Source organism: Sphingobium sp. HWE2-09 (genome assembly GCF_035989265.1).
GTDB lineage: Bacteria > Pseudomonadota > Alphaproteobacteria > Sphingomonadales > Sphingomonadaceae > Sphingobium.
This window is the reverse complement of record NZ_JAYKZX010000003.1, coordinates 1,124,193-1,142,945: the sequence shown is the minus strand read 5'-3', so window position 1 is coordinate 1,142,945 and position 18,753 is coordinate 1,124,193. Positions and strand designations below refer to the sequence as shown.

Genomic DNA, 18,753 nt, shown 5'->3' with positions numbered 1-18,753 from the left:
ATGGTGGGCGCGGCAGGGATTGAACCTGCGACCCCACCCGTGTGAAGGGTGTGCTCTACCACTGAGCTACGCGCCCCCTTTAAGGAGGAGGCGGCCATTGGCATTGGCGGCGCGCCCTGTCAATATCCTGCTGCCGATTTGCCGCAAAATGCTTTCCCTCGTCCCGGGTCGCCGCTTATAAATGGCTGACCACTTCGGAGTGAACCCTTTATGCGTCCTACTATCGCGTGCCTGATCGGCAGTCTGCTTCTCACCACCCTTGCCGCGTGCAATACGGTGCAGGGCGTCGGCCGGGACATTGAATTGGTCGGTCGCGCTGGCAAGGACGCCATGCGCTGACGCGCCAAAGTCTATTGAAGGATGCGACCGATCGCGGTCGCGTTCTTGCGCAGGCGAACGCCGTCGCACTCAGGCTCGCCGCATTCGCACGCTTCGATGGTATAGCGCACCCCACACATGACCAGCACTTCCTGATCGAACGAGTAGTTCGAGATACCCGCGCGTTCGACCTTTTCCTGTGCTCTGGCCTTGAGAGTCATATTGTCCTCCCCATCGAATGTGGGACGTTGATAATTCATGTTGCAGTGCATCAAGTCAATTGATCGACTTATGTTCCTGAACATTTTGTAAGAAAATTGTCGCTGAAATGACACGCTTGGGCGCGTTGCCCCGCCCGGCTTGCACGACGCGCCACCGCGTCCCATATGCCGCGTCATGAACGACCAACGCAGCGCCTCCATGCCCGTCTGGCATGGCACCACCATCATGTCCGTCCGCAAGAATGGAAAGGTCGTCGTCGCGGGCGACGGCCAGGTTTCCATGGGTCAGACGGTGATGAAGCCCAATGCCCGCAAGGTCCGCCGCCTGCATGACGGCAGCGTGATCGGCGGCTTCGCGGGCGCCACCGCCGACGCCTTCACTCTGTTCGAACGGCTGGAAGCCAAGCTGGAGCGCCACAACGGTCAGTTGATGCGCTCCGCCGTCGAGTTGGCGAAGGACTGGCGCACCGACAAATATCTGCGCAATTTAGAAGCGATGATGATCGTCGCGGACAAGGATGTGACGCTGATCCTTACCGGCAACGGCGACGTACTGGAACCGCTTCACGGCGTCGCAGCCATCGGGTCGGGCGGCAACTACGCCCTCGCCGCCGCCCGCGCGCTGATGGCATATGAGGAAGACGCCGAAACCCTTGCGCGCAAGGCAATGGGCGTGGCCGCGGATATCTGCGTCTACACCAACGATCAACTGACGATCGAGACGTTGGACTCAGCCATTTAACTCCCGTTCGGGCTGAGCCTGTCGAAGCCCCTTCCTTTCTTCAAGAAGTATAGCCCTTCGACAAGCTCAGGGCGAACGGATCGCAAAGAAAAATATGAACGACAACCTGACCCCCAAAGCCATCGTCGCAGCCCTCGACGCGCACATTATCGGCCAGCATGACGCCAAGCGCGCCGTCGCCGTGGCGCTGCGCAACCGCTGGCGTCGCCAGCACCTGCCCGCCGACTTGCGCGACGAGGTGACGCCCAAGAATATCCTAATGATCGGGCCGACCGGCTGCGGCAAGACGGAGATCAGCCGTCGCCTCGCCAAGCTGGCCGACGCCCCCTTCGTCAAGGTCGAAGCCACCAAGTTCACCGAGGTCGGCTATGTCGGTCGCGACGTCGAACAGATCGTCCGCGACCTTGTGGAAGAAGCCGTCCGCCTGGAAAAGGACCGCCGACGCGAAGCCGTCCGTGAAGCCGCCTCCGAAGCGGCGATGAACCGCCTGCTCGACGCGCTGACCGGCAAGGAAGCGAGCGAGGCGACCCGCCTTTCCTTTCGCCAGAAGATCGAAGCCGACCAGATGAACGATGTCGAGGTCGAGGTGGAAGTCGCCGACAGCCCGTCCATGCCGATGGAAATCCCCGGCATGGGTGGTCAGGTCGGCATGATCAACCTGTCCGACATGATGTCAAAGGCGTTCGGCCAGACCCAGAAGAAGCGCCGCAAGATGCGCGTCGCCGAAGCGTGGGACAAGCTGATCGAGGAAGAGCAGGACAAGCGGCTCGATCAGGACGATGTCGCCCGCGTCGCCATCGGCAGCGCCGAGCAGAATGGCATCGTCTTCCTCGACGAGATCGACAAGATCGCGGTCAGCGACGTGCGTGGCGGTTCCGTCAGCCGCGAAGGGGTGCAGCGCGACCTGCTGCCGCTGATCGAGGGCACGACCGTTTCGACCAAATATGGCCCGCTCAAGACCGACCATATCCTCTTCATCGCATCGGGTGCCTTCCATGTCGCCAAGCCCAGCGACCTGCTGCCCGAACTCCAGGGCCGCCTGCCGATCCGCGTTGAACTCAAGGCGCTGACCGAAGAGGATTTCGTTGCGATCCTCTCCGACACCAAAGCCAGCCTCGTCGCTCAATATCGCGCGCTGCTGGCGACCGAGGAAGTGACGATCGACCTGACGCCCGAAGGCATCCGCGCCGTCGCCAAGATCGCCGCCGAAGTGAATGGCGAGATCGAGAATATCGGCGCCCGCCGCCTCCAGACCGTCATGGAAAAGCTGCTGGAGGATGTCAGCTTCGAAGCCGAAGACCGCCGCGGCGAAACGCTGGTGATCGACGCGGCCTATGTCGAAAAGCAACTCAACCAGATCGCCCACGACACCGACCTCAGCAAATATGTGCTCTAGCCTGGTTTAGCCCCTCCCTTTAAGGGAGGGGTTGGGGTGGGTGCGAGCGAAGCGAGCTTATTAGCCCTATCTGCGTTGAACAATCCTTCCCCCGCCCCGCGCGCGTGCCAGCCTTCCCCCAATCAATTCGCAGGGAGGGAAATATGATCCGCACATCGGCCTGGCTTCTGGCCAGCCTCGGCATCGCCGCGCTATCCACCGCGCAGGCGCAACAGGCGCCCAAACCGCCCGTCGCCGCCAAAAAACCGCATGAGGTCAAGGCCCCCTTCGGCGCGACCCGCCAAGACCCCTATTATTGGCTGCGCGACGACACCCGCAAAAACCCGGAGATGCTGGCCTATCTCGCCGCCGAAAACGCCTATGCCGACGCGCTGCTCACGCCGACCAAGCCTTTGCAGGACAGGCTCTACACCGAAATCACCAGCCGCATAAAACAGGACGACAGCAGCGTTCCTTATATGAAGAAGGGCTATTATTATTACAGCCGCTTCGAAACCGGTGGCGACTATCCCATCGTCGCCCGGCGCAAGGGCAGCATGACCGCGCCAGAACAAATCCTGCTCGACCAACCGAAAATGGGCGCAGGCAAAGGCTATTTCTCGATCGGTGGGAAGGAAGTCAGCCCCGACGACAGGTTGCTCGCCTATGCCGAGGATATCGTCGGCCGCCGCCAATATGTGATCCACGTCAAGAGCATCGCCGACGGCGCGCTGCTGGCCGACGCCATCCCCAATGCCGAACCCGGCTTCGCCTGGGCCGACGACAGCAAGACGATCTTCTATGTCGAAAAGGATCCCACCACCCTGCTGGGCAAGCGGATCAAGGCGCATGTGTTGGGCACCCCCGTCACCGCCGACCGGCTGGTCTATGAGGAGAAGGACGACACCTTCTATATGGGCCTTAAGAAGACGACGTCGGACAAATATATCTGCATCGTCCTGCAATCGACCGTCAGCAATGAGGAGCGGTGCGCGCCATCGGCCAACCCCACGACCTTCACCCCGCTGGCCCCGCGAGAACGCGATTTTCTCTACAGCAGCGACCATGTGGGCAATCAGTGGACGATCCGCACCAACTGGCAGGCGCCCAACTACCGCCTGATGACCATGGCCGACACCGACGCCGCCAAGGGCCGCGCCGCCTGGACAGATATCGTCCCGACCAGCCCCACCGTCTTCATCGAAAATTTCCAGCCCTTCGACAGCTTCCTGGCGATCGAGGAACGGTCCGAGGGCAATAAGCGCCTGCGCCTGCTGACCAAGGCGGGCAAGAGCAGCTTCGTGAGCGCGGACGAACCGGCCTATGCCATGGCGCTCGACACGAACGCGGAAAGCGGCACGCCCTGGGTCCGCTACACCTATGACAGCCTGCGCACGCCCGAAACGACGTACGAGGTCAATGTCGATACCGGCGAACGCAAACTGCTCAAGGTGCAGGAAGTCAAAGGCTATGACCCCGAAAAATATGTCACCGAACGCGTCTGGGCGACCGCGCGCGACGGCACGAAGGTGCCGGTCTCGTTGATCCGCGCCAAGACCGTGAAGAAGGACGGCATCGCCCCGCTCTACCAATATGCCTATGGCAGCTATGGCTATGCGACCGACCCGGCCTTCTCGCCGCTCCTGCCCAGCCTGCTCGATCGCGGCGTCGTCTATGCCATCGCCCATATCCGCGGCGGCCAGGAAATGGGCCGCAAATGGTATGACGACGGCAAGCTGCTCAACAAGAAGAACAGCTTCACCGACTTCATCGACGTGACCCGCTATCTGGTGGATCAGGGCTATGCGAAGAAGGGCCGCGTCGCCGCCATGGGCGGCAGCGCGGGCGGCCTGCTGATGGGCGCGGTCGCCAATATGGCGCCGCAGGATTATAAAGTGATCATCGCGCAGGTGCCGTTCGTCGACGTGGTCACCACCATGCTCGATCCCACCATCCCGCTCACCACCGGCGAATATGACGAATGGGGCAATCCCGAACAGAAACAATGGTATGACGTCATGCTGTCCTACTCCCCCTACGACCATGTCGAAGCGAAAGCCTATCCCAGCCTGTTCGTCGGCACCGGCCTGTGGGACAGCCAGGTCCAATATTATGAACCGGCCAAATGGGTGGCCAAGCTGCGCGCGACCAAGACGAACAGCAATCCGCTGGTCTTCCGCATCAATATGGAAGCCGGCCATGGCGGTAAGTCCGGCCGCTTCCGCCGCTACCGCGACCAGGCCGAATATAGCGCCTTCGCGCTGGAGCAGTTGGGCGTCGCCCAATAAAGCCGTTCGCTTCGAGCGTAGTCGAGAAGCCGATAGCGCAGTGCTTGCGTTTCTCGACTTCGCTCGAAACGAACGGACAACTGATTAAAAGTCAGTAGGTCAGTAGGAGCGCCCCACCAGCACCCGCTCGACCGCCGCCGCGCCGGTGAACACGCACACGCCATCTGCCGCCTTGGCATCCAGCGGCACGTTGCGCAGCGTCAGCTTCTCGCCCTTCAGCCACTGCACCACCTTCTCCAGCGCCTCGCCGGTCGGCTTGGCCCATTGCACTTCCGCCCAGCCCGGCTTGGCGCTGGCGTTGAAATAGGCCTTGAGCGCATCGATATCGCCGATCGACCGGTCGATGCTGCCGTCCAGCCGCCCCTTGGCGTCCGCGAACAGCGACGCCTGGATAGCCTCCAGCGTGGCCGTCGCGCTTGCCACGAAATCGCCCTTCGCAACGACCTGGCTGTCCAGCTTGCCATCCTCGCGATACAGCCGGTCGCGCCGGATCACCGACACATTGCCGCCTGCCACGTCACGCCCGCCCACTTCGATCACGATCGGCGCGCCCTTCTTGACCCAGCCCCAGCGCTTCGTCGCCGCCTTGGCGGGCCGCTTGTCCAGCAGCGCACGCACCGGCTCGCGAAACACATCCAGTGCGTTCAGCGACGCGACCAGTTCGCCGCAATAGTCCAGGATCGCCGCATCTTCGTCATTGTCGCGCAACATCGGCACGACGACGATCTGATAGGGCGCGACGCGCGGCGGCACGCGCAGCCCGTCATCGTCGCCATGCACCATGATCAGGCCGCCGATCATCCGGGTCGATACGCCCCAGCTGGTCGTCTGCGCCAATTCCTGTTGTCCCTCGGCATTCTGGAACTTGATCCCCTGCGCCGCCGAAAAGGTCGTGCCCAGGAAATGCGACGTGCCCGCCTGCAACGCCTTGCCGTCCTGCATCATCGCTTCGATCGAATAGGTCGCGACCGCGCCGGGGAAGCGTTCATTCTCCGGCTTTTCGCCTGCGACGACCGGAATACCGACGCAATCCTCCGCAAAGGCGCGATAGACTTCCAGCATCTTGAGCGTCTCTTCCATCGCCTCGTCCACGGTGGCGTGGGCGGTATGCCCTTCCTGCCACAGGAATTCGGCGGTGCGCAGGAACATGCGCGTGCGCATTTCCCAGCGGACGACATTGGCCCACTGGTTGATCAGCACCGGCAGGTCGCGCCAACTCTGCACCCAGCGACTGAACGCCGCGCCGATCACAGTTTCAGACGTCGGCCGCACGACCAGCGGTTCTTCCAGCTTCGCTTCGGGATCGGGCACCAGCTTGCCGTCCTTCTGGATCAGCCGGTGATGGGTGACCACCGCCATTTCCTTGGCAAAGCCGTCGACATGCTCGGCTTCCTTCTCGAAATAGCTCAGCGGAATGAACAGCGGGAAATAGCAATTCTCATGGCCGGTCGCCTTGATCTGCTCGTCCAGCAATTTCTGGATCCGTTCCCAGATGCCATAGCCCCATGGGCGAATGACCATGCAACCGCGCACGCCGCTTTCCTCGGCCATGTCGGCCTCCGAAATGACGGCCTGATACCAGGCGGAAAAATCCTGTTCGCGGGTGACGTTAAGGGCGTGCTTCACGGGGATCGAACCTTGGCTAAGTCGGGAAAGATGAATGGCGCGCCATAGGCCAGAGCCGCCATGCCTGTCGACCCCTTGATGCCACAGCGAAGGGTCGCTTAGAGCAGGCGGAGTTGACTTGCACCCGTTCGCTTCGCACAAAACGAATGGAACAGGGGGATCGACCTAACGCCAGGCTCTAGTCAGCCGCGCCCAGTTCCTCCAGCCAGGCCTTCGCCTGTTTGGGTTCGCCCACCGCATCGGCCGCCGCCGGGCCGCGCGCCGCCATGAAACGCTGGTGCAGATCGAACGGCTCCAGCCCCAGCGTGTCGCGCATCGCGTCGATCTCGTCGGCCAGCTCGTCCAGCGCCGCAACAACCGGTGCGGCGCGGGTCCGCGCGACCTTGTCCTTCTGATGGTCGAACAGCCCCCATTGGCCGCCCGCCGTCACGCGCAGCGCCGCGATCAGCGCCTCGCGATATTCGCTCTCCACCTCTTCGCGGCGGACGTCCAGCCGCTCCAGACGATCCGCCTTCGCCATCGATCAGGTCAGCTTGTCGATCTTGGCATTGAGCGCGGCCAGTTGCGCCTTGAGGTCGCTAATCTCTTCGTCCTTGCTGCCATCGGCCGCCGCCGGAGCGGCATTCGGCGCGACCGGCGGCGTCATGCCGGGGATACCCGGCATCCCGGGCATGCCCGGCACGCCATTGCCGAACGCGCTGGCCGCCGCTTCGAACATCTGCATGTTGCGCTTGGCGATGTCGGCCAGCGGGCCGCCGCCGAACGCGCCTTTCATCGCTTCCTGGAATTGCTGCTGGTTTTTGCGGAACGCATCCATCGACGCTTCCAGATATTGCGGCACCATCGACTGCATCGAATCCCCATACATGGAAATCAGCTGACGCAGGAAATTGACCGGCAGCATGTTCTTGCCGCGCTGCTCTTCTTCCATGATGATCTGGGTCAGGACGTTATGCGTGATGTCCTCGCCGCTCTTGGCGTCCACTACGGTGAACTCGCGGCCTTCGCGCGTCATCTGCGACAAAAGATCCAGCGTGATATAGCTTGAAGTTTCGGTATTATAGAGCCGCCTGTTGGCGTACTTCTTGATAACGACCGGCTCCGATTCATTGGCGGTCTTGGACTTGGCCATGGATTCCTCTCCCACACCTGATCATATTGCAATAGCACAGGGCGATGCCGCACCGCAACATGGGCCGCGGCCTTTACCCCTTTTTCTCAATATTTTATGGCGCGAAACGGAAGGCGATCCTGAACTGAGACGCCGCGCCTTCATCGGCTTGCGCAAATATCAGGACGCGCTGCGCCCGCCACCCCCACCGGCGGCCCGCGTCGTCGCCACCGCCGGACCGGCCCGTTTGCTGCAGCATGGCGCCGACAATGGCCTTCATCCGGTGGTTTTCGTGCCCTCGCTCATCAATCCCCCACGCGTGCTCGACCTGTCTGAAAGCCGATCCTTGCTGCGCCACATGGCTGCAGCAGGGCATGATGCGCATCTGGTCGACTGGGGCGCGCCCGGGCCAGACGACGCAGCGCTCGGCCTTGACGGCCACGTCACCGATCGCCTCTTGCCGCTGCTTGCCGCCCTGTCCCGCCCGCCGATGCTCGTCGGCTATTGCCTGGGCGGCACTCTGGCGCTGGGGGCCGCAGCATTGCGGCCTCTTCCCGCCGTCGCCACCATCGCCGCCCCCTGGCGGTTCGACGCTTTCCCCGCGCCCGACCTGGAGTTGATCGCGTCCCTGTGGCGCGGCGCAAAGGCGATGAGCGAGCGTATCGGCTATGTCCCCATGGAGGTGCTGCAATCGGGCTTCTGGGCGATGGACCCAGCGCGCACCATCGGTAAATATGCCGCCTTCGCCGACGCCACGCCCGGATCGGACGCCGAACACGCCTTTCTGGCGGTCGAGGATTGGGCCAATCAAGGCGCACCGCTCAGCTATGCAGCAGGCCGCGACCTGTTCGATCATTTCTACGCCGCCAACAGGACCGGCGCTGGCCGATGGCATATCGACGGACGCATGGTCGATCCGTCCGCGATCGACCGCCCGACCCTGTCGATCACCTCCACCAGCGACCGCATCGTCCCCGCCGCAGCCGGTCCGCGCCTTCGCGAAGAACGCAGCCTCGCGCTCGGCCATGTCGGCATGGTCGTGGGCGGTCGCGCCCGCGCCATGCTGTGGGAACCGCTCTCCCACTGGCTTTCCACTCACGGCGGTTGATGTTATGTGCGCCTGCGAAAACAACCACCGATATTGAGGATCAGGCTTTGTCAGACATCGTGATTACCGCCGCGAAGCGTACCGCCGTGGGCAGCTTCATGGGTGCATTCGGTTCGACCCCCGCGCATGAACTGGGGCGTCAGGCGATCATCGCCGCTCTCGCTCAGGCTGGCGTCGCGCCTGATGAAGTCGATGAAGTGATTCTCGGCCAGGTGCTCACCGCTGCGCAGGGGCAGAACCCCGCCCGCCAAGCTGCGGTGAACGCGGGCATCCCGGTGGAACGCACCGCCATCGGCCTCAATCAGCTCTGCGGCTCAGGCCTGCGCTCGGTCGCGCTGGCGGCGCAGGCGATCCGCGCGGGTGACGCCAGCATCATGGTCGCAGGCGGCCAGGAAAGCATGTCGCTCGCCCCCCATGCGCAATATCTGCGCGCGGGCAGCAAGATGGGCAATGTCTCGCTGGTCGACACCATGATCCATGACGGCCTGACCGACGCCTTTAACAATTATCACATGGGCATTACGGCTGAAAATCTGGCGGAAAAATATCAGATCAGCCGCGACGCGCAGGACGCCTTTGCCGTCGCCAGCCAGAACAAGGCCGAAGCCGCCCGCGCCAGCGGCCGCTTCGCCGACGAAATCGTGCCGGTCACGATCAAGGGGCGCAAGGGCGACACCATCGTCGATCAGGACGAATATATCCGTGCCGGTGCGACGATCGAAGGGATGCAGGCGCTGCGCCCCGCCTTCAAGAAGGACGGCACCGTCACCGCCGGCAATGCCAGTGGCCTCAACGACGGCGCCGCCGCCCTGGTGCTGATGAGCGCCGATGATGCCGCCAAGCGCGGCGCGACAATCCTTGGCCGTATTGCCGGGTTCGCGACCTGCGGCGTCGATCCGGCGATCATGGGCATCGGCCCGGCCCCTGCCAGCCGCAAGGCGCTCGCCAAGGCAGGCTGGTCGATCGCCGACCTAGACCTCATCGAAGCGAACGAAGCCTTCGCCGCGCAGGCGCTGTCTGTCGGTCAGGAACTGGGCTGGGACGCGGACAAGGTCAACGTCAATGGCGGCGCGATCGCCATCGGCCATCCGATCGGCGCGTCGGGCGCGCGTGTGCTGACCACCCTGCTCTACGAAATGGCTAAGCGCGACGCCAAAAAGGGTCTTGCCACCCTCTGCATCGGCGGCGGCATGGGCGTCGCCATGTGCATCGAACGCTGATCGTCCGCTGAAACAACAAAAGCCGCCGCTCCCCATGGAGCGGCGGCTTTTTTCATGTTGATACCAAGGGGGATGATGATCGCTGTTCCCCGGCGAAGGCCGGGGCCCAGTCCCGACGCCGCAACTGAACCGCAGCACGCCGAGCGTCAACGCAGCCCGACATCAGCCCTTTTTGGCACCACCCCGGCACCGGTCGGAACAGTAAACCACATTCTCCCAGTCCCGCTCCCACTTCTTCCGCCAGGCAAAAGGGCGCTGGCAGACCGGGCAGGTCTTGGTGGGCAAATCCCGTTTGGCAACGCCGCGTGGCATGAGGGTCAGCTTCCGATCCGGCTGAGCAACCTGCCGCGTATCAAGGCGACCCGCATCAGCACAACCGCGCTCCGTTCGGAACCGGACCGTCCGGCGCCATCAGCACCACCGCGCCCGCCGCATCGGCAAAGCCCAACGTCAAAACCTCCGACATAAATTTCCCAATCTGGCGCGGCGGAAAATTGACCACAGCCGCCACCTGCCGCCCGGGCAAGTCTTCCAAAGCATAATGATCGGTGATTTGCGCCGCCGACCGCTTCTGCCCGATCCCCGGGCCGAAATCGATCAATAGCTTATAGGCCGGCTTGCGCGCCTCGGGATAGGCGTCGGCCGACAGGATCGTACCGACGCGAATATCCACCTTCAGGAAATCGTCGAAGTTGATCATGGGTGCCGCGGTGGCAGCGGGGTCGTGGGAGAGGTGCATGACCCTTCCCTAGCCAAAACAGTTCTCCGGCGAAAGCCGGAGCCCAGGGGTCCAGACGCCGCGCGCATGACCCTGGACTCCGGCTTTCGCCGGAGAACGACATCGCTATTCCATTTCCAATATCACCGCGTCCACCGCCAGACTTTCGCCCTGCGCCGCCGACACGCTCTTGACCGTACCCGCCTTCTGCGCGCGCAGAATATTTTCCATCTTCATCGCCTCGATCACCGCGAGCGGCTGCCCGGCCTCGACCTTGTCGCCCTCCGCCACATGCAGCGCGACCAGCAGGCCAGGCATCGGGCAGATCAGGAAGCGCGACAGGTCCGGCGGGATTTTTTCGATCATATGACGCGCGTGCGGCGCGGCATGGCCCGGCAGGATGCGCAGCTTATGGCTGGCCCCATGCGCCGTCAGCACAAAGCCCGACCGCACCGGCGCGATCCGCACCGCCAGATCATCGTCGCCAAACTCCGCCTCGATCAGCCGATCGCCCGGCGTATATTCCAGCGCCATGTCGATCGCATCGCCATCGACCGTCACTTCATCGCCATCGATCACGACATCATGAATGGCGTCGCCAATCTTGACCTGCCAGTCGGTCGGCGGGGCCAGGCGCTTGCCTAGTTGCCCTTCGATCCGCCGCGCCCGATCCGCCTGTGCCATCGCGGCAAACGCCCCGATCGCCGACAGCCGCTTGAGCAATTCCGGCGACGCAGGCGCGCCTTGGAACCCGTCGGGATATTCCTCCGCGATAAAGCCGGTCGTGATATTGCCCGACCGGAACCGTTCATGCTGCATCAGCGCGGATACGAAATCGATATTATGCCCCGGCCCCTCGATCTCGAACTTGTCGAGCGCCTCGATCTGCTTGTCGATCGCCTCCAGCCGCGTCGGCGCCCAGGTGATCAGCTTGGCGATCATCGGGTCGTAGAACATAGACACTTCGCCGCCCTCTTCCACGCCGTCATCGACGCGGATCAGCGCGCCGCTTTCATCCGCGCCGGTTTCCGGCGGATTATAGCGGATCAGCCGACCGGTGGACGGCAGGAAACCGCGATAGGGGTCTTCGGCATAGACGCGGTTCTCGATCGCCCAGCCGTTGATCTTCACGTCCGCCTGTCCGAACGACAGCGCCTCGCCATTGGCGACACGGATCATCTGCTCGACCAGATCGACGCCGGTGATTTCCTCGGTGACGGGATGCTCGACCTGCAACCGGGTGTTCATTTCCAGGAAGTAGAAACCGTCCCCGGTCTTGTCCTCGCCCGACACGATCAGTTCGACCGTCCCCGCGCTGAAATAGCCGACCGCGCGGGCTAGAGCGACGCACTGCTCGCCCATCTTCTTGCGCATCTCCGGCGACACGAAGGGCGACGGCGCTTCCTCGACCACCTTCTGGTGGCGGCGCTGGATCGAACATTCGCGTTCGTTGAGGTACACGATATTGCCATGCTGGTCGCCCAGCACCTGAATTTCGATATGGCGCGGGCTTTCGATGAACTTCTCGATGAACACTCGGTCGTCGCCGAAGCTGGCCAGCCCTTCGCGCTTGGTCGCCTCGAAGCCTTCGCGGACATCCTGCTCGGAATAGGCGAGCCGCATCCCCTTGCCGCCGCCGCCCGCCGACGCCTTCATCATCACCGGATAGCCGATCTCGTTCGAGATGCGCACGGCATGTTCGGTATCGTCGATCACGCCGACGAAGCCCGGCACGACGTTGACGCCCGCTTCCAGCGCCAGCTTCTTGGACTCGATCTTGTCGCCCATCGCCGCGATCGCATTGGCGGGCGGTCCGACGAAGATGATCCCCTCCGCGTCCAGCGCCTTGCGGAAACTCTCGCGTTCCGACAGGAAACCATAGCCCGGATGCACCGCATCCGCGCCGGTCTGCTTGCACGCCGCAATGATCTTGTCGGCGATCAGATAGGACTGCGCCGCGGGCGAAGGGCCGATATGCACCGCCTCATCCGCCATCAGCACATGCGGCGCCCGCGCATCGGCATCGGAATAGACCGCGACGGTCTTGATGCCCATCTTCTTGGCCGTGCGCATGACACGACACGCAATCTCGCCACGGTTCGCGATCAGGATCTTGGTGATTGGCATTATGCACGCTTTCCTAGTCGGCGGATAACCCATGCTGCCAGAGCAAGACAGGTCACCCATAAGATAAACAAAAATACCGGCAGAAACCGGCACCAATAGGGATCGCGACCACGTTCAAAGAGGAGGCATTGCCCCCACCAAAACATGCCGGAAACAAACGCAATTGCAGCATTCAGAAGCGATCCAAAAACAAGGATTAGAACTACCCTGCCAATCAATCGCATAATTGCACTTCACACCTGTCCACTATCGTCATGCCGGACTTGATCCGGCATCCCGCTTTCTTCCAACACCGCGCCAGAAGAACAGCGAGACCCCGGATCAAGTCCGGGGTGACGAAGGTGGGAGAGAAACTCACTCAGCCGCCTCCATCGCAACCTTCACCTCAGCCTGCATCGGCACTACGCCCAGCTTAGCAAACAGAGCCGCATCCGCATTGTCGCCCGCATTCGCCGTGGTCAGCAGCTTGTCCCCGGTAAAGATGCTGTTCGCACCCGCCATGAAGCACAAAGCCTGGCACGCATCCGACATGCTCTCGCGCCCCGCCGACAACCGCACCATCGACTCCGGCATCACGATCCGCGCGACCGCCACCGTCCGCACAAATTCGATCTCATCGATCTTAGCCAAAGGCGTATCAGCCAGCATATCGCCCAGCACCGTGCCCTTCACCGGCACCAGCGCGTTGATCGGCACGCTCTGCGGATGTTGCGGCAACACCGCCAGCGCATGCAGGAAGCCGACCCGATCCTCGCGCGTCTCGCCCATGCCCACGATCCCGCCGGAACAGACGTTGATCCCCGAATTACGGACATTCTCCAGCGTTTCCAGCCGGTCGTCGAACGTCCGCGTCGTGATCACCTTCTCATAATGTTCGGGCGAGGTGTCGATATTATGGTTGTAATAATCCAACCCCGCATCGGCCAAGGTCTTCGCCTGCCCTTCGCTCAGCATCCCTAGCGTCATGCAGGTTTCCATGCCCATCTGGCGCACGCCCTGCACCATCTGGACGATGGCGGGCATGTCCCGCTCCTTGGGGTTACGCCACGCCGCACCCATGCAGAAGCGCGAAGACCCGGCGTCCTTCGCCTGCGCCGCCGCCTGCATCACCGCCTGCACGCTCATCAGCTTTTCAGCCTTCAAGCCGCTTTCCGCCGAAGCCGACTGGTTGCAATAGCCGCAATCCTCCGGGCACCCGCCGGTCTTGATCGACAGCAAAGTCGACAGCTGCACCTCATTGCGCGGGAAATTCGCGCGATGGATCGACTGCGCCTCGAACATCAGATCGTTGAACGGCAGGTCGAACAGCGCAGCGATGTCTTCGCGGGTCCAGTCGGTGCGGGCGGTAAGGGTGGACGGGGTGGTCATTACGCAGCTTCCTCGATCCCTGCAGGGGGCATGTTGTGGCCGAGCAGGCGCAGCACATCGGCGGCGCACTCCACGACGTTGGACCCCGGTCCATAAATGCCCTGAACCCCCGCGTCACGAAGGAAGTCGTAATCCTGCGGCGGGATGACGCCGCCCGCGATCACCTTGATGTCCGTCCGCCCCGCCTCGCGCAGCTTGGCGACCAGTTCGGGGATCAGCGTCTTGTGCCCCGCCGCCAGCGACGACGCACCCACCACATCGACATCGCTCTGCAACGCCAGCACCACCGTTTCATCGGGCGTCTGGAACAGCGGCCCGGACACGACGTCAAACCCCATATCGCCAAAGGCCGATGCGATGATATTGGCGCCCCGGTCGTGCCCATCCTGCCCCATCTTGGCGACGAGCAATTTGGGCTTGCGACCGAGGCGCCGCTCGACGGCCTGCACGCCGTCAAGAACCTGTTGCCAGCGGCTATCGCCTGCATAAGGCGCGCCATAGACGCCCTTCACCGGCGTCGGCTGCGTGCCATAACGGTCGAAGCTCTCCTCCATCGCGGAAGAAATCTCGCCCAGCGTCGCCCGCGCCCGCGCGCATTCGACAGCCAGGGCCAACAGGTTGTTCTCGATGCTCGCGGGCGCCGCCGCGCCATCGCGCAACGCCTGCAATGCCGCCTGGCACGCCGCATCGTCGCGCTCCGCCTTCACCCGGTTGATCCGGGCAATCTGGCCTTCGCGCACCTTGGCATTGTCGATGTCCAGCGTTTCGAGCAGATCCTCGTTCGCCAGCCGATATTTGTTGACGCCCACGATCACATCGTCGCCGCGGTCCACGCGCGCCTGTCGCGCCGCCGCCGCCGTTTCGATCATCGCCTTGGGCCAGCCGGCCGCCACGGCCTTCGCCATGCCGCCATCGGCCTGCACCTTGTCGATGATGGCTTGCGCCGCATCGACCAGTTCCTGGGTCAGCGCCTCGACATAATAGGAGCCGCCCAGCGGATCGACCACCTTGGTCATGCCGGTTTCTTCCTGGATCACGATCTGCGTATTGCGCGCGATCCGGGCGGAAAAATCGGTGGGCAACGCGATCGCCTCATCCAGCGCATTGGTGTGCAGCGATTGCGTGCCGCCCAGCATCGCGGCCATCGCCTCGATCGTGGTGCGCATGACGTTGTTGTACGGGTCTTGCTCGGTCAGCGACACGCCCGACGTCTGGCAATGGGTGCGCAGCATCTTGGACCGTTCGTCCTGCGCGCCCAGCGTCGTCATCGCCCGGTGCCACAACACCCGCGCCGCGCGCAGCTTGGCGATCTCCATGAAGAAGTTCATGCCGATCGCGAAGAAGAAGCTCAGCCGCCCGGCGAACTTGTCGATGTCGAGGCCACTCGCCACGCCATATTTCACATATTCCATGCCGTCCGCGATGGTGAAGGCCAGTTCCTGCACCTGCGTCGCGCCCGCTTCCTGCATATGATAGCCGGAAATGGAGATGCTGTTGAACTTGGGCATCTCGCGCGACGTGTAGCCGAAAATGTCGCTGATGATCCGCATCGACGGTTCGGGCGGGTAGATATAGGTGTTGCGGACCATGAACTCCTTGAGGATGTCGTTCTGGATGGTCCCGTCGAGCAGCTTGCGATCGACGCCCTGCTCTTCGCCCGCCACGATGAAGAAGGCCAGGATCGGGATCACCGCACCGTTCATCGTCATGGATACCGACATCTTGTCGAGCGGAATCCCGTCGAACAGGATCTTCATATCCTCGATCGTGTCGATCGCCACGCCTGCCTTGCCCACGTCGCCGGTGACGCGCGGATGGTCGCTGTCATAACCGCGATGGGTGGCGAGGTCGAACGCGACGCTCAGCCCCTTCTGCCCCGCCGCCAGATTGCGCCGATAGAAGGCGTTGGATTCCTCCGCCGTCGAAAAGCCCGCATATTGCCGCACCGTCCACGGCCGCCCCGCATACATGGACGCTCGCACCCCGCGCGTGAACGGCGCAAAGCCCGGCAGACCCGGATCGACCGTCACGTCGTCGGCCGTGTAAAGCGGCTTGACGGCGATCCCCTCCGGGGTCTCCCACGTCAAATCCTTGCCCTTCACTTCCTTCGCGGCAGCGGCGGCCCACTGGTCCAGTGTCGGCTTCTCGGTCATTCGTTCTATCCTACCCTGTCGTCACCCCGGACTTGAGCCGGGGTCCCGCTGTCTTCATCCCGCCGTCTGAAAAAGCGGGATGCCGGATCAAGTCCGGCACGACGAAATCAATGTCCGGTTTCGCCCTTGGGCGTCTCCATAATCTCGGTCAGCACCCCGTTCATATCCTTGGGATGCACGAAGAAGATCAGCGTCCCATGCGCCCCGATGCGCGGCTCGCCCAACACCCGCGCGCCCTTCGCCTCGAACCAGGCCTTGGCCTCATGGATGTCGGGCACTTCATAGCACATATGATGCTGCCCCCGGCCGGGTTCTTGGCGATAAATCCATGGATCGGACTGTCCGCACCCAGCGGTTCGATCAGCTCGATCTGCGTCCCGGCGGTAGGTCCATTTGGGCCATTCTCGCCCGGCGTATCGACAAAACACACCTTCACCCCCTGCGCGGGCAGGTCGAACGGTTCATGCGCGATCGTCGCTCCCATCACATCGCGATAATAAGCGATGCTCTTTTCCAGGCTGGGCGTGGCGACGCCGATATGATTGAGCCGACCAAGTTTCATATCGCTTTCCTAATCCGTCACCCCAGCGAAGGCTGGGGTCTCAGGCGTCATGGCCTGACTTGGCTGCACGCGATCCCAGCCTTCGCTGGGATGACGATCCTTCGGCCCGTCAAAGCGGAATATTGTCATGCTTCTTCCACGGATTTTCCAGCGCCTTGCCGCGCAGCTTGCGCAGCCCCAGCGCGATCCGCTTGCGCGTCGAATGCGGCTGGATCACCTCGTCGATAAAGCCCTTGCTCGCCGCCACGAACGGATTGGCGAAGCGCGCCTCATATTCCGCCGTCCGCGCCGCGATCTCGTCCGCGGTCTTGCCGCGGAAGATGATCTCCACCGCGCCCTTCGCGCCCATCACCGCGATCTCGGCGGTCGGCCACGCATAGTTCAAATCGCCGCGCAGATGCTTGGACGACATCACGTCATACGCCCCGCCATAGGCCTTGCGCGTAATGACGGTGATCTTGGGCACGGTTGCTTCGGCATAGGCGAACAGCAGTTTCGCGCCATGTTTAATGATGCCGCTATGCTCCTGCGCGGTGCCCGGCAGGAAGCCCGGCACATCCACGAAGGTCACGATCGGAATCTCGAACGCGTCGCAGAAACGCACGAACCGACCCGCCTTCTTCGATGAATTGATGTCCAGCACGCCCGCCAGCACCATCGGCTGGTTGGCGATGATGCCCACTGTCTTACCCTCGACCCGGCCAAAGCCGCACAGGATGTTCCCGGCATGGGCGGGCTGGACCTCGAAGAAATCGCCCTCGTCCACCACCTTGCGGATCAGTTCATGCATATCATAGGGCTGGTTAGCATTGGCCGGGATCAGCGTGTCCAGGCTCGGTTCGATCCGGTCCCACGCATCCGCGCTCGGCCGTTCCGGCACCGGCTCCTTGTTGGACGCAGGCAGGAAATCCACGAAATCGCGCACCGCCAGCAGCGCCTCGACATCATTCTCGAACGCTACGTCCGCCACGCCCGATTTGGTCGTATGCGTCACCGCACCGCCCAGTTCTTCCTGCGTGACCACCTCGTTCGTCACCGTCTTGACCACATCCGGCCCGGTCACGAACATGAAGCTGCTGTCCTTCACCATGAAGATGAAGTCGGTCATCGCGGGCGAATAGACCGCGCCGCCCGCGCATGGCCCCATGATCACGCTGATCTGCGGCACCACGCCGGACGCCAGCACGTTGCGCTGGAAAATCTCCGCATAGCCGCCCAGCGACGCCACGCCTTCCTGAATGCGCGCGCCGCCGCTGTCGTTGAGGCCGATCACCGGCGCGCCGACCTTCAGCGCCATGTCCATGATCTTGCAGATTTTCATCGCGTGCCGTTCCGACACCGCGCCGCCATAGACGGTGAAATCCTGGCTGAACACGAACACCAGCCGCCCGTTGATCGTGCCCGATCCGGTGACCACGCCATCGCCCGGAATATGCGCTTCGTCCATGCCGAAATCGACGCAGTTATGCTCGACATACATGTCCAGCTCTTCGAAGCTGTCCTCGTCCAGCAGCACGTCCAGCCGCTCGCGCGCGGTCAGCTTGCCCTTGGCGTGCTGCGCATCGATGCGGCGCTGCCCGCCGCCCATCCGCGCGCCTTCGCGCTTGGCTTCGAGCTGTTCGATGATGGCGAGTTTCGACATGGATCAGGTTTCTCCGGTTATGGCGCGGACGTCTTATAGCGTCCCTCTTCCCATCTTTGCCAATTTTCGCAAATGCGAATTTGCTAATTTGCAAATCACGACTTCGCAAATTAGGAACGGGCAACAGGCCGTTCCGTGCCTCGGCGAAGGCCGGGGTCCAGTTCGGACCATGGA

General features: G+C 62.8%; 16 protein-coding genes, 1 tRNA gene and 1 pseudogene. 6 read left to right on the top strand and 12 right to left on the bottom strand.

Annotated features, from left to right (window positions below):
• Position 1: 1 nt before the first annotated feature.
• Positions 2-76: transfer RNA gene (locus U5A89_RS10985), tRNA-Val, on the bottom strand.
• A 134-nt stretch (positions 77-210) separates the two neighbouring features.
• Here U5A89_RS10985 and U5A89_RS10980 point away from each other — a divergent pair.
• A complete protein-coding gene (locus U5A89_RS10980) occupies positions 211-339 on the top strand; it encodes an entericidin (RefSeq protein ID WP_338161172.1) in 129 nt (42 codons plus the stop codon).
• Positions 340-350: 11 nt separating this feature from the next.
• On the opposite strand, the gene U5A89_RS10975 is transcribed toward U5A89_RS10980, so the two are convergent.
• Positions 351-539, bottom strand: coding sequence for a hypothetical protein (locus U5A89_RS10975; protein WP_338161171.1), 189 nt, complete (start codon positions 537-539; stop codon positions 351-353).
• 175 nt (positions 540-714) lie between these two features.
• Here U5A89_RS10975 and hslV point away from each other — a divergent pair, with 175 nt between their 5' ends.
• The 3 genes from hslV (at position 715) to U5A89_RS10960 (ending at position 4,944) form a co-directional block, all read left to right on the top strand.
• Positions 715-1,281 (top strand): ATP-dependent protease subunit HslV, encoded by a 567-nt coding sequence (gene hslV / locus U5A89_RS10970; RefSeq protein ID WP_338161170.1) that lies wholly within the window; start codon positions 715-717, stop codon positions 1,279-1,281.
• Between the two features lie 94 nt (positions 1,282-1,375).
• Entirely contained in the window at positions 1,376-2,677 is a 1,302-nt protein-coding gene (gene hslU, locus U5A89_RS10965) for an ATP-dependent protease ATPase subunit HslU (RefSeq protein ID WP_338161169.1), read from the top strand.
• A 143-nt stretch (positions 2,678-2,820) separates the two neighbouring features.
• Positions 2,821-4,944: a S9 family peptidase gene (locus tag U5A89_RS10960; RefSeq protein ID WP_338161168.1), complete on the top strand. Its 2,124-nt coding sequence runs from the start codon at positions 2,821-2,823 to the stop codon at positions 4,942-4,944.
• A gap of 99 nt (positions 4,945-5,043) precedes the next feature.
• On the opposite strand, the gene proS is transcribed toward U5A89_RS10960, so the two are convergent.
• The 3 genes from proS to phaR all read right to left on the bottom strand — a co-directional run bounded on the left by proS (position 5,044) and on the right by phaR (position 7,702).
• Positions 5,044-6,570 (bottom strand): proline--tRNA ligase, encoded by a 1,527-nt coding sequence (gene proS, locus U5A89_RS10955; protein ID WP_338161167.1) that lies wholly within the window; start codon positions 6,568-6,570, stop codon positions 5,044-5,046.
• 178 nt (positions 6,571-6,748) lie between these two features.
• Positions 6,749-7,090 carry a hypothetical protein gene (locus U5A89_RS10950; protein ID WP_338161166.1) on the bottom strand — a complete coding sequence of 114 codons (342 nt, stop codon included), beginning with the start codon at positions 7,088-7,090 and terminating at the stop codon, positions 6,749-6,751.
• Between the two features lie 3 nt (positions 7,091-7,093).
• On the bottom strand, positions 7,094-7,702 hold the full coding sequence (gene phaR, locus U5A89_RS10945) for a polyhydroxyalkanoate synthesis repressor PhaR (RefSeq protein ID WP_338161165.1): 609 nt from the start codon (positions 7,700-7,702) through the stop codon (positions 7,094-7,096).
• Here phaR and U5A89_RS10940 point away from each other — a divergent pair.
• Together U5A89_RS10940 and U5A89_RS10935 are read left to right on the top strand one after the other, a co-directional pair.
• Positions 7,701-8,789 carry an alpha/beta hydrolase gene (locus U5A89_RS10940; RefSeq protein ID WP_338161164.1) on the top strand — a complete coding sequence of 363 codons (1,089 nt, stop codon included), beginning with the start codon at positions 7,701-7,703 and terminating at the stop codon, positions 8,787-8,789. The two genes, phaR and U5A89_RS10940, sit on opposite strands and share 2 nt — an antisense overlap.
• Positions 8,790-8,836: 47 nt before the next feature.
• Positions 8,837-10,009, top strand: coding sequence for an acetyl-CoA C-acetyltransferase (locus U5A89_RS10935; RefSeq protein WP_338161163.1), 1,173 nt, complete (start codon positions 8,837-8,839; stop codon positions 10,007-10,009).
• Between the two features lie 162 nt (positions 10,010-10,171).
• Here the strand turns inward: U5A89_RS10935 and U5A89_RS10930 are convergent, their stop codons facing one another.
• The 7 genes and pseudogenes from U5A89_RS10930 to U5A89_RS10900 form a co-directional block, all read right to left on the bottom strand.
• Positions 10,172-10,321 carry a DUF2256 domain-containing protein gene (locus U5A89_RS10930; RefSeq protein WP_338161162.1) on the bottom strand — a complete coding sequence of 50 codons (150 nt, stop codon included), beginning with the start codon at positions 10,319-10,321 and terminating at the stop codon, positions 10,172-10,174.
• 55 nt (positions 10,322-10,376) lie between these two features.
• Positions 10,377-10,748, bottom strand: a complete 372-nt coding sequence (locus U5A89_RS10925; protein ID WP_338161161.1) for a tRNA-binding protein — start codon at positions 10,746-10,748, stop codon at positions 10,377-10,379.
• Between the two features lie 105 nt (positions 10,749-10,853).
• Positions 10,854-12,854, bottom strand: a complete 2,001-nt coding sequence (locus tag U5A89_RS10920) for an acetyl/propionyl/methylcrotonyl-CoA carboxylase subunit alpha (RefSeq protein ID WP_338161160.1) — start codon at positions 12,852-12,854, stop codon at positions 10,854-10,856.
• 354 nt (positions 12,855-13,208) lie between these two features.
• Positions 13,209-14,222, bottom strand: coding sequence for a biotin synthase BioB (bioB, locus tag U5A89_RS10915; protein ID WP_338161159.1), 1,014 nt, complete (start codon positions 14,220-14,222; stop codon positions 13,209-13,211).
• Complete coding sequence (gene scpA, locus U5A89_RS10910; protein ID WP_338161158.1) at positions 14,222-16,375, bottom strand: methylmalonyl-CoA mutase; 2,154 nt, start codon at positions 16,373-16,375, stop codon at positions 14,222-14,224. The genes bioB and scpA overlap by 1 nt, the downstream gene beginning before the upstream one ends.
• A 239-nt stretch (positions 16,376-16,614) precedes the next feature.
• Positions 16,615-16,937: pseudogene (locus U5A89_RS10905) on the bottom strand (VOC family protein); the annotation flags it as partial.
• 109 nt (positions 16,938-17,046) lie between these two features.
• On the bottom strand, positions 17,047-18,579 hold the full coding sequence (locus tag U5A89_RS10900; protein WP_338161157.1) for an acyl-CoA carboxylase subunit beta: 1,533 nt from the start codon (positions 18,577-18,579) through the stop codon (positions 17,047-17,049).
• Between the last annotated feature and the right edge of the window lie 174 nt (positions 18,580-18,753).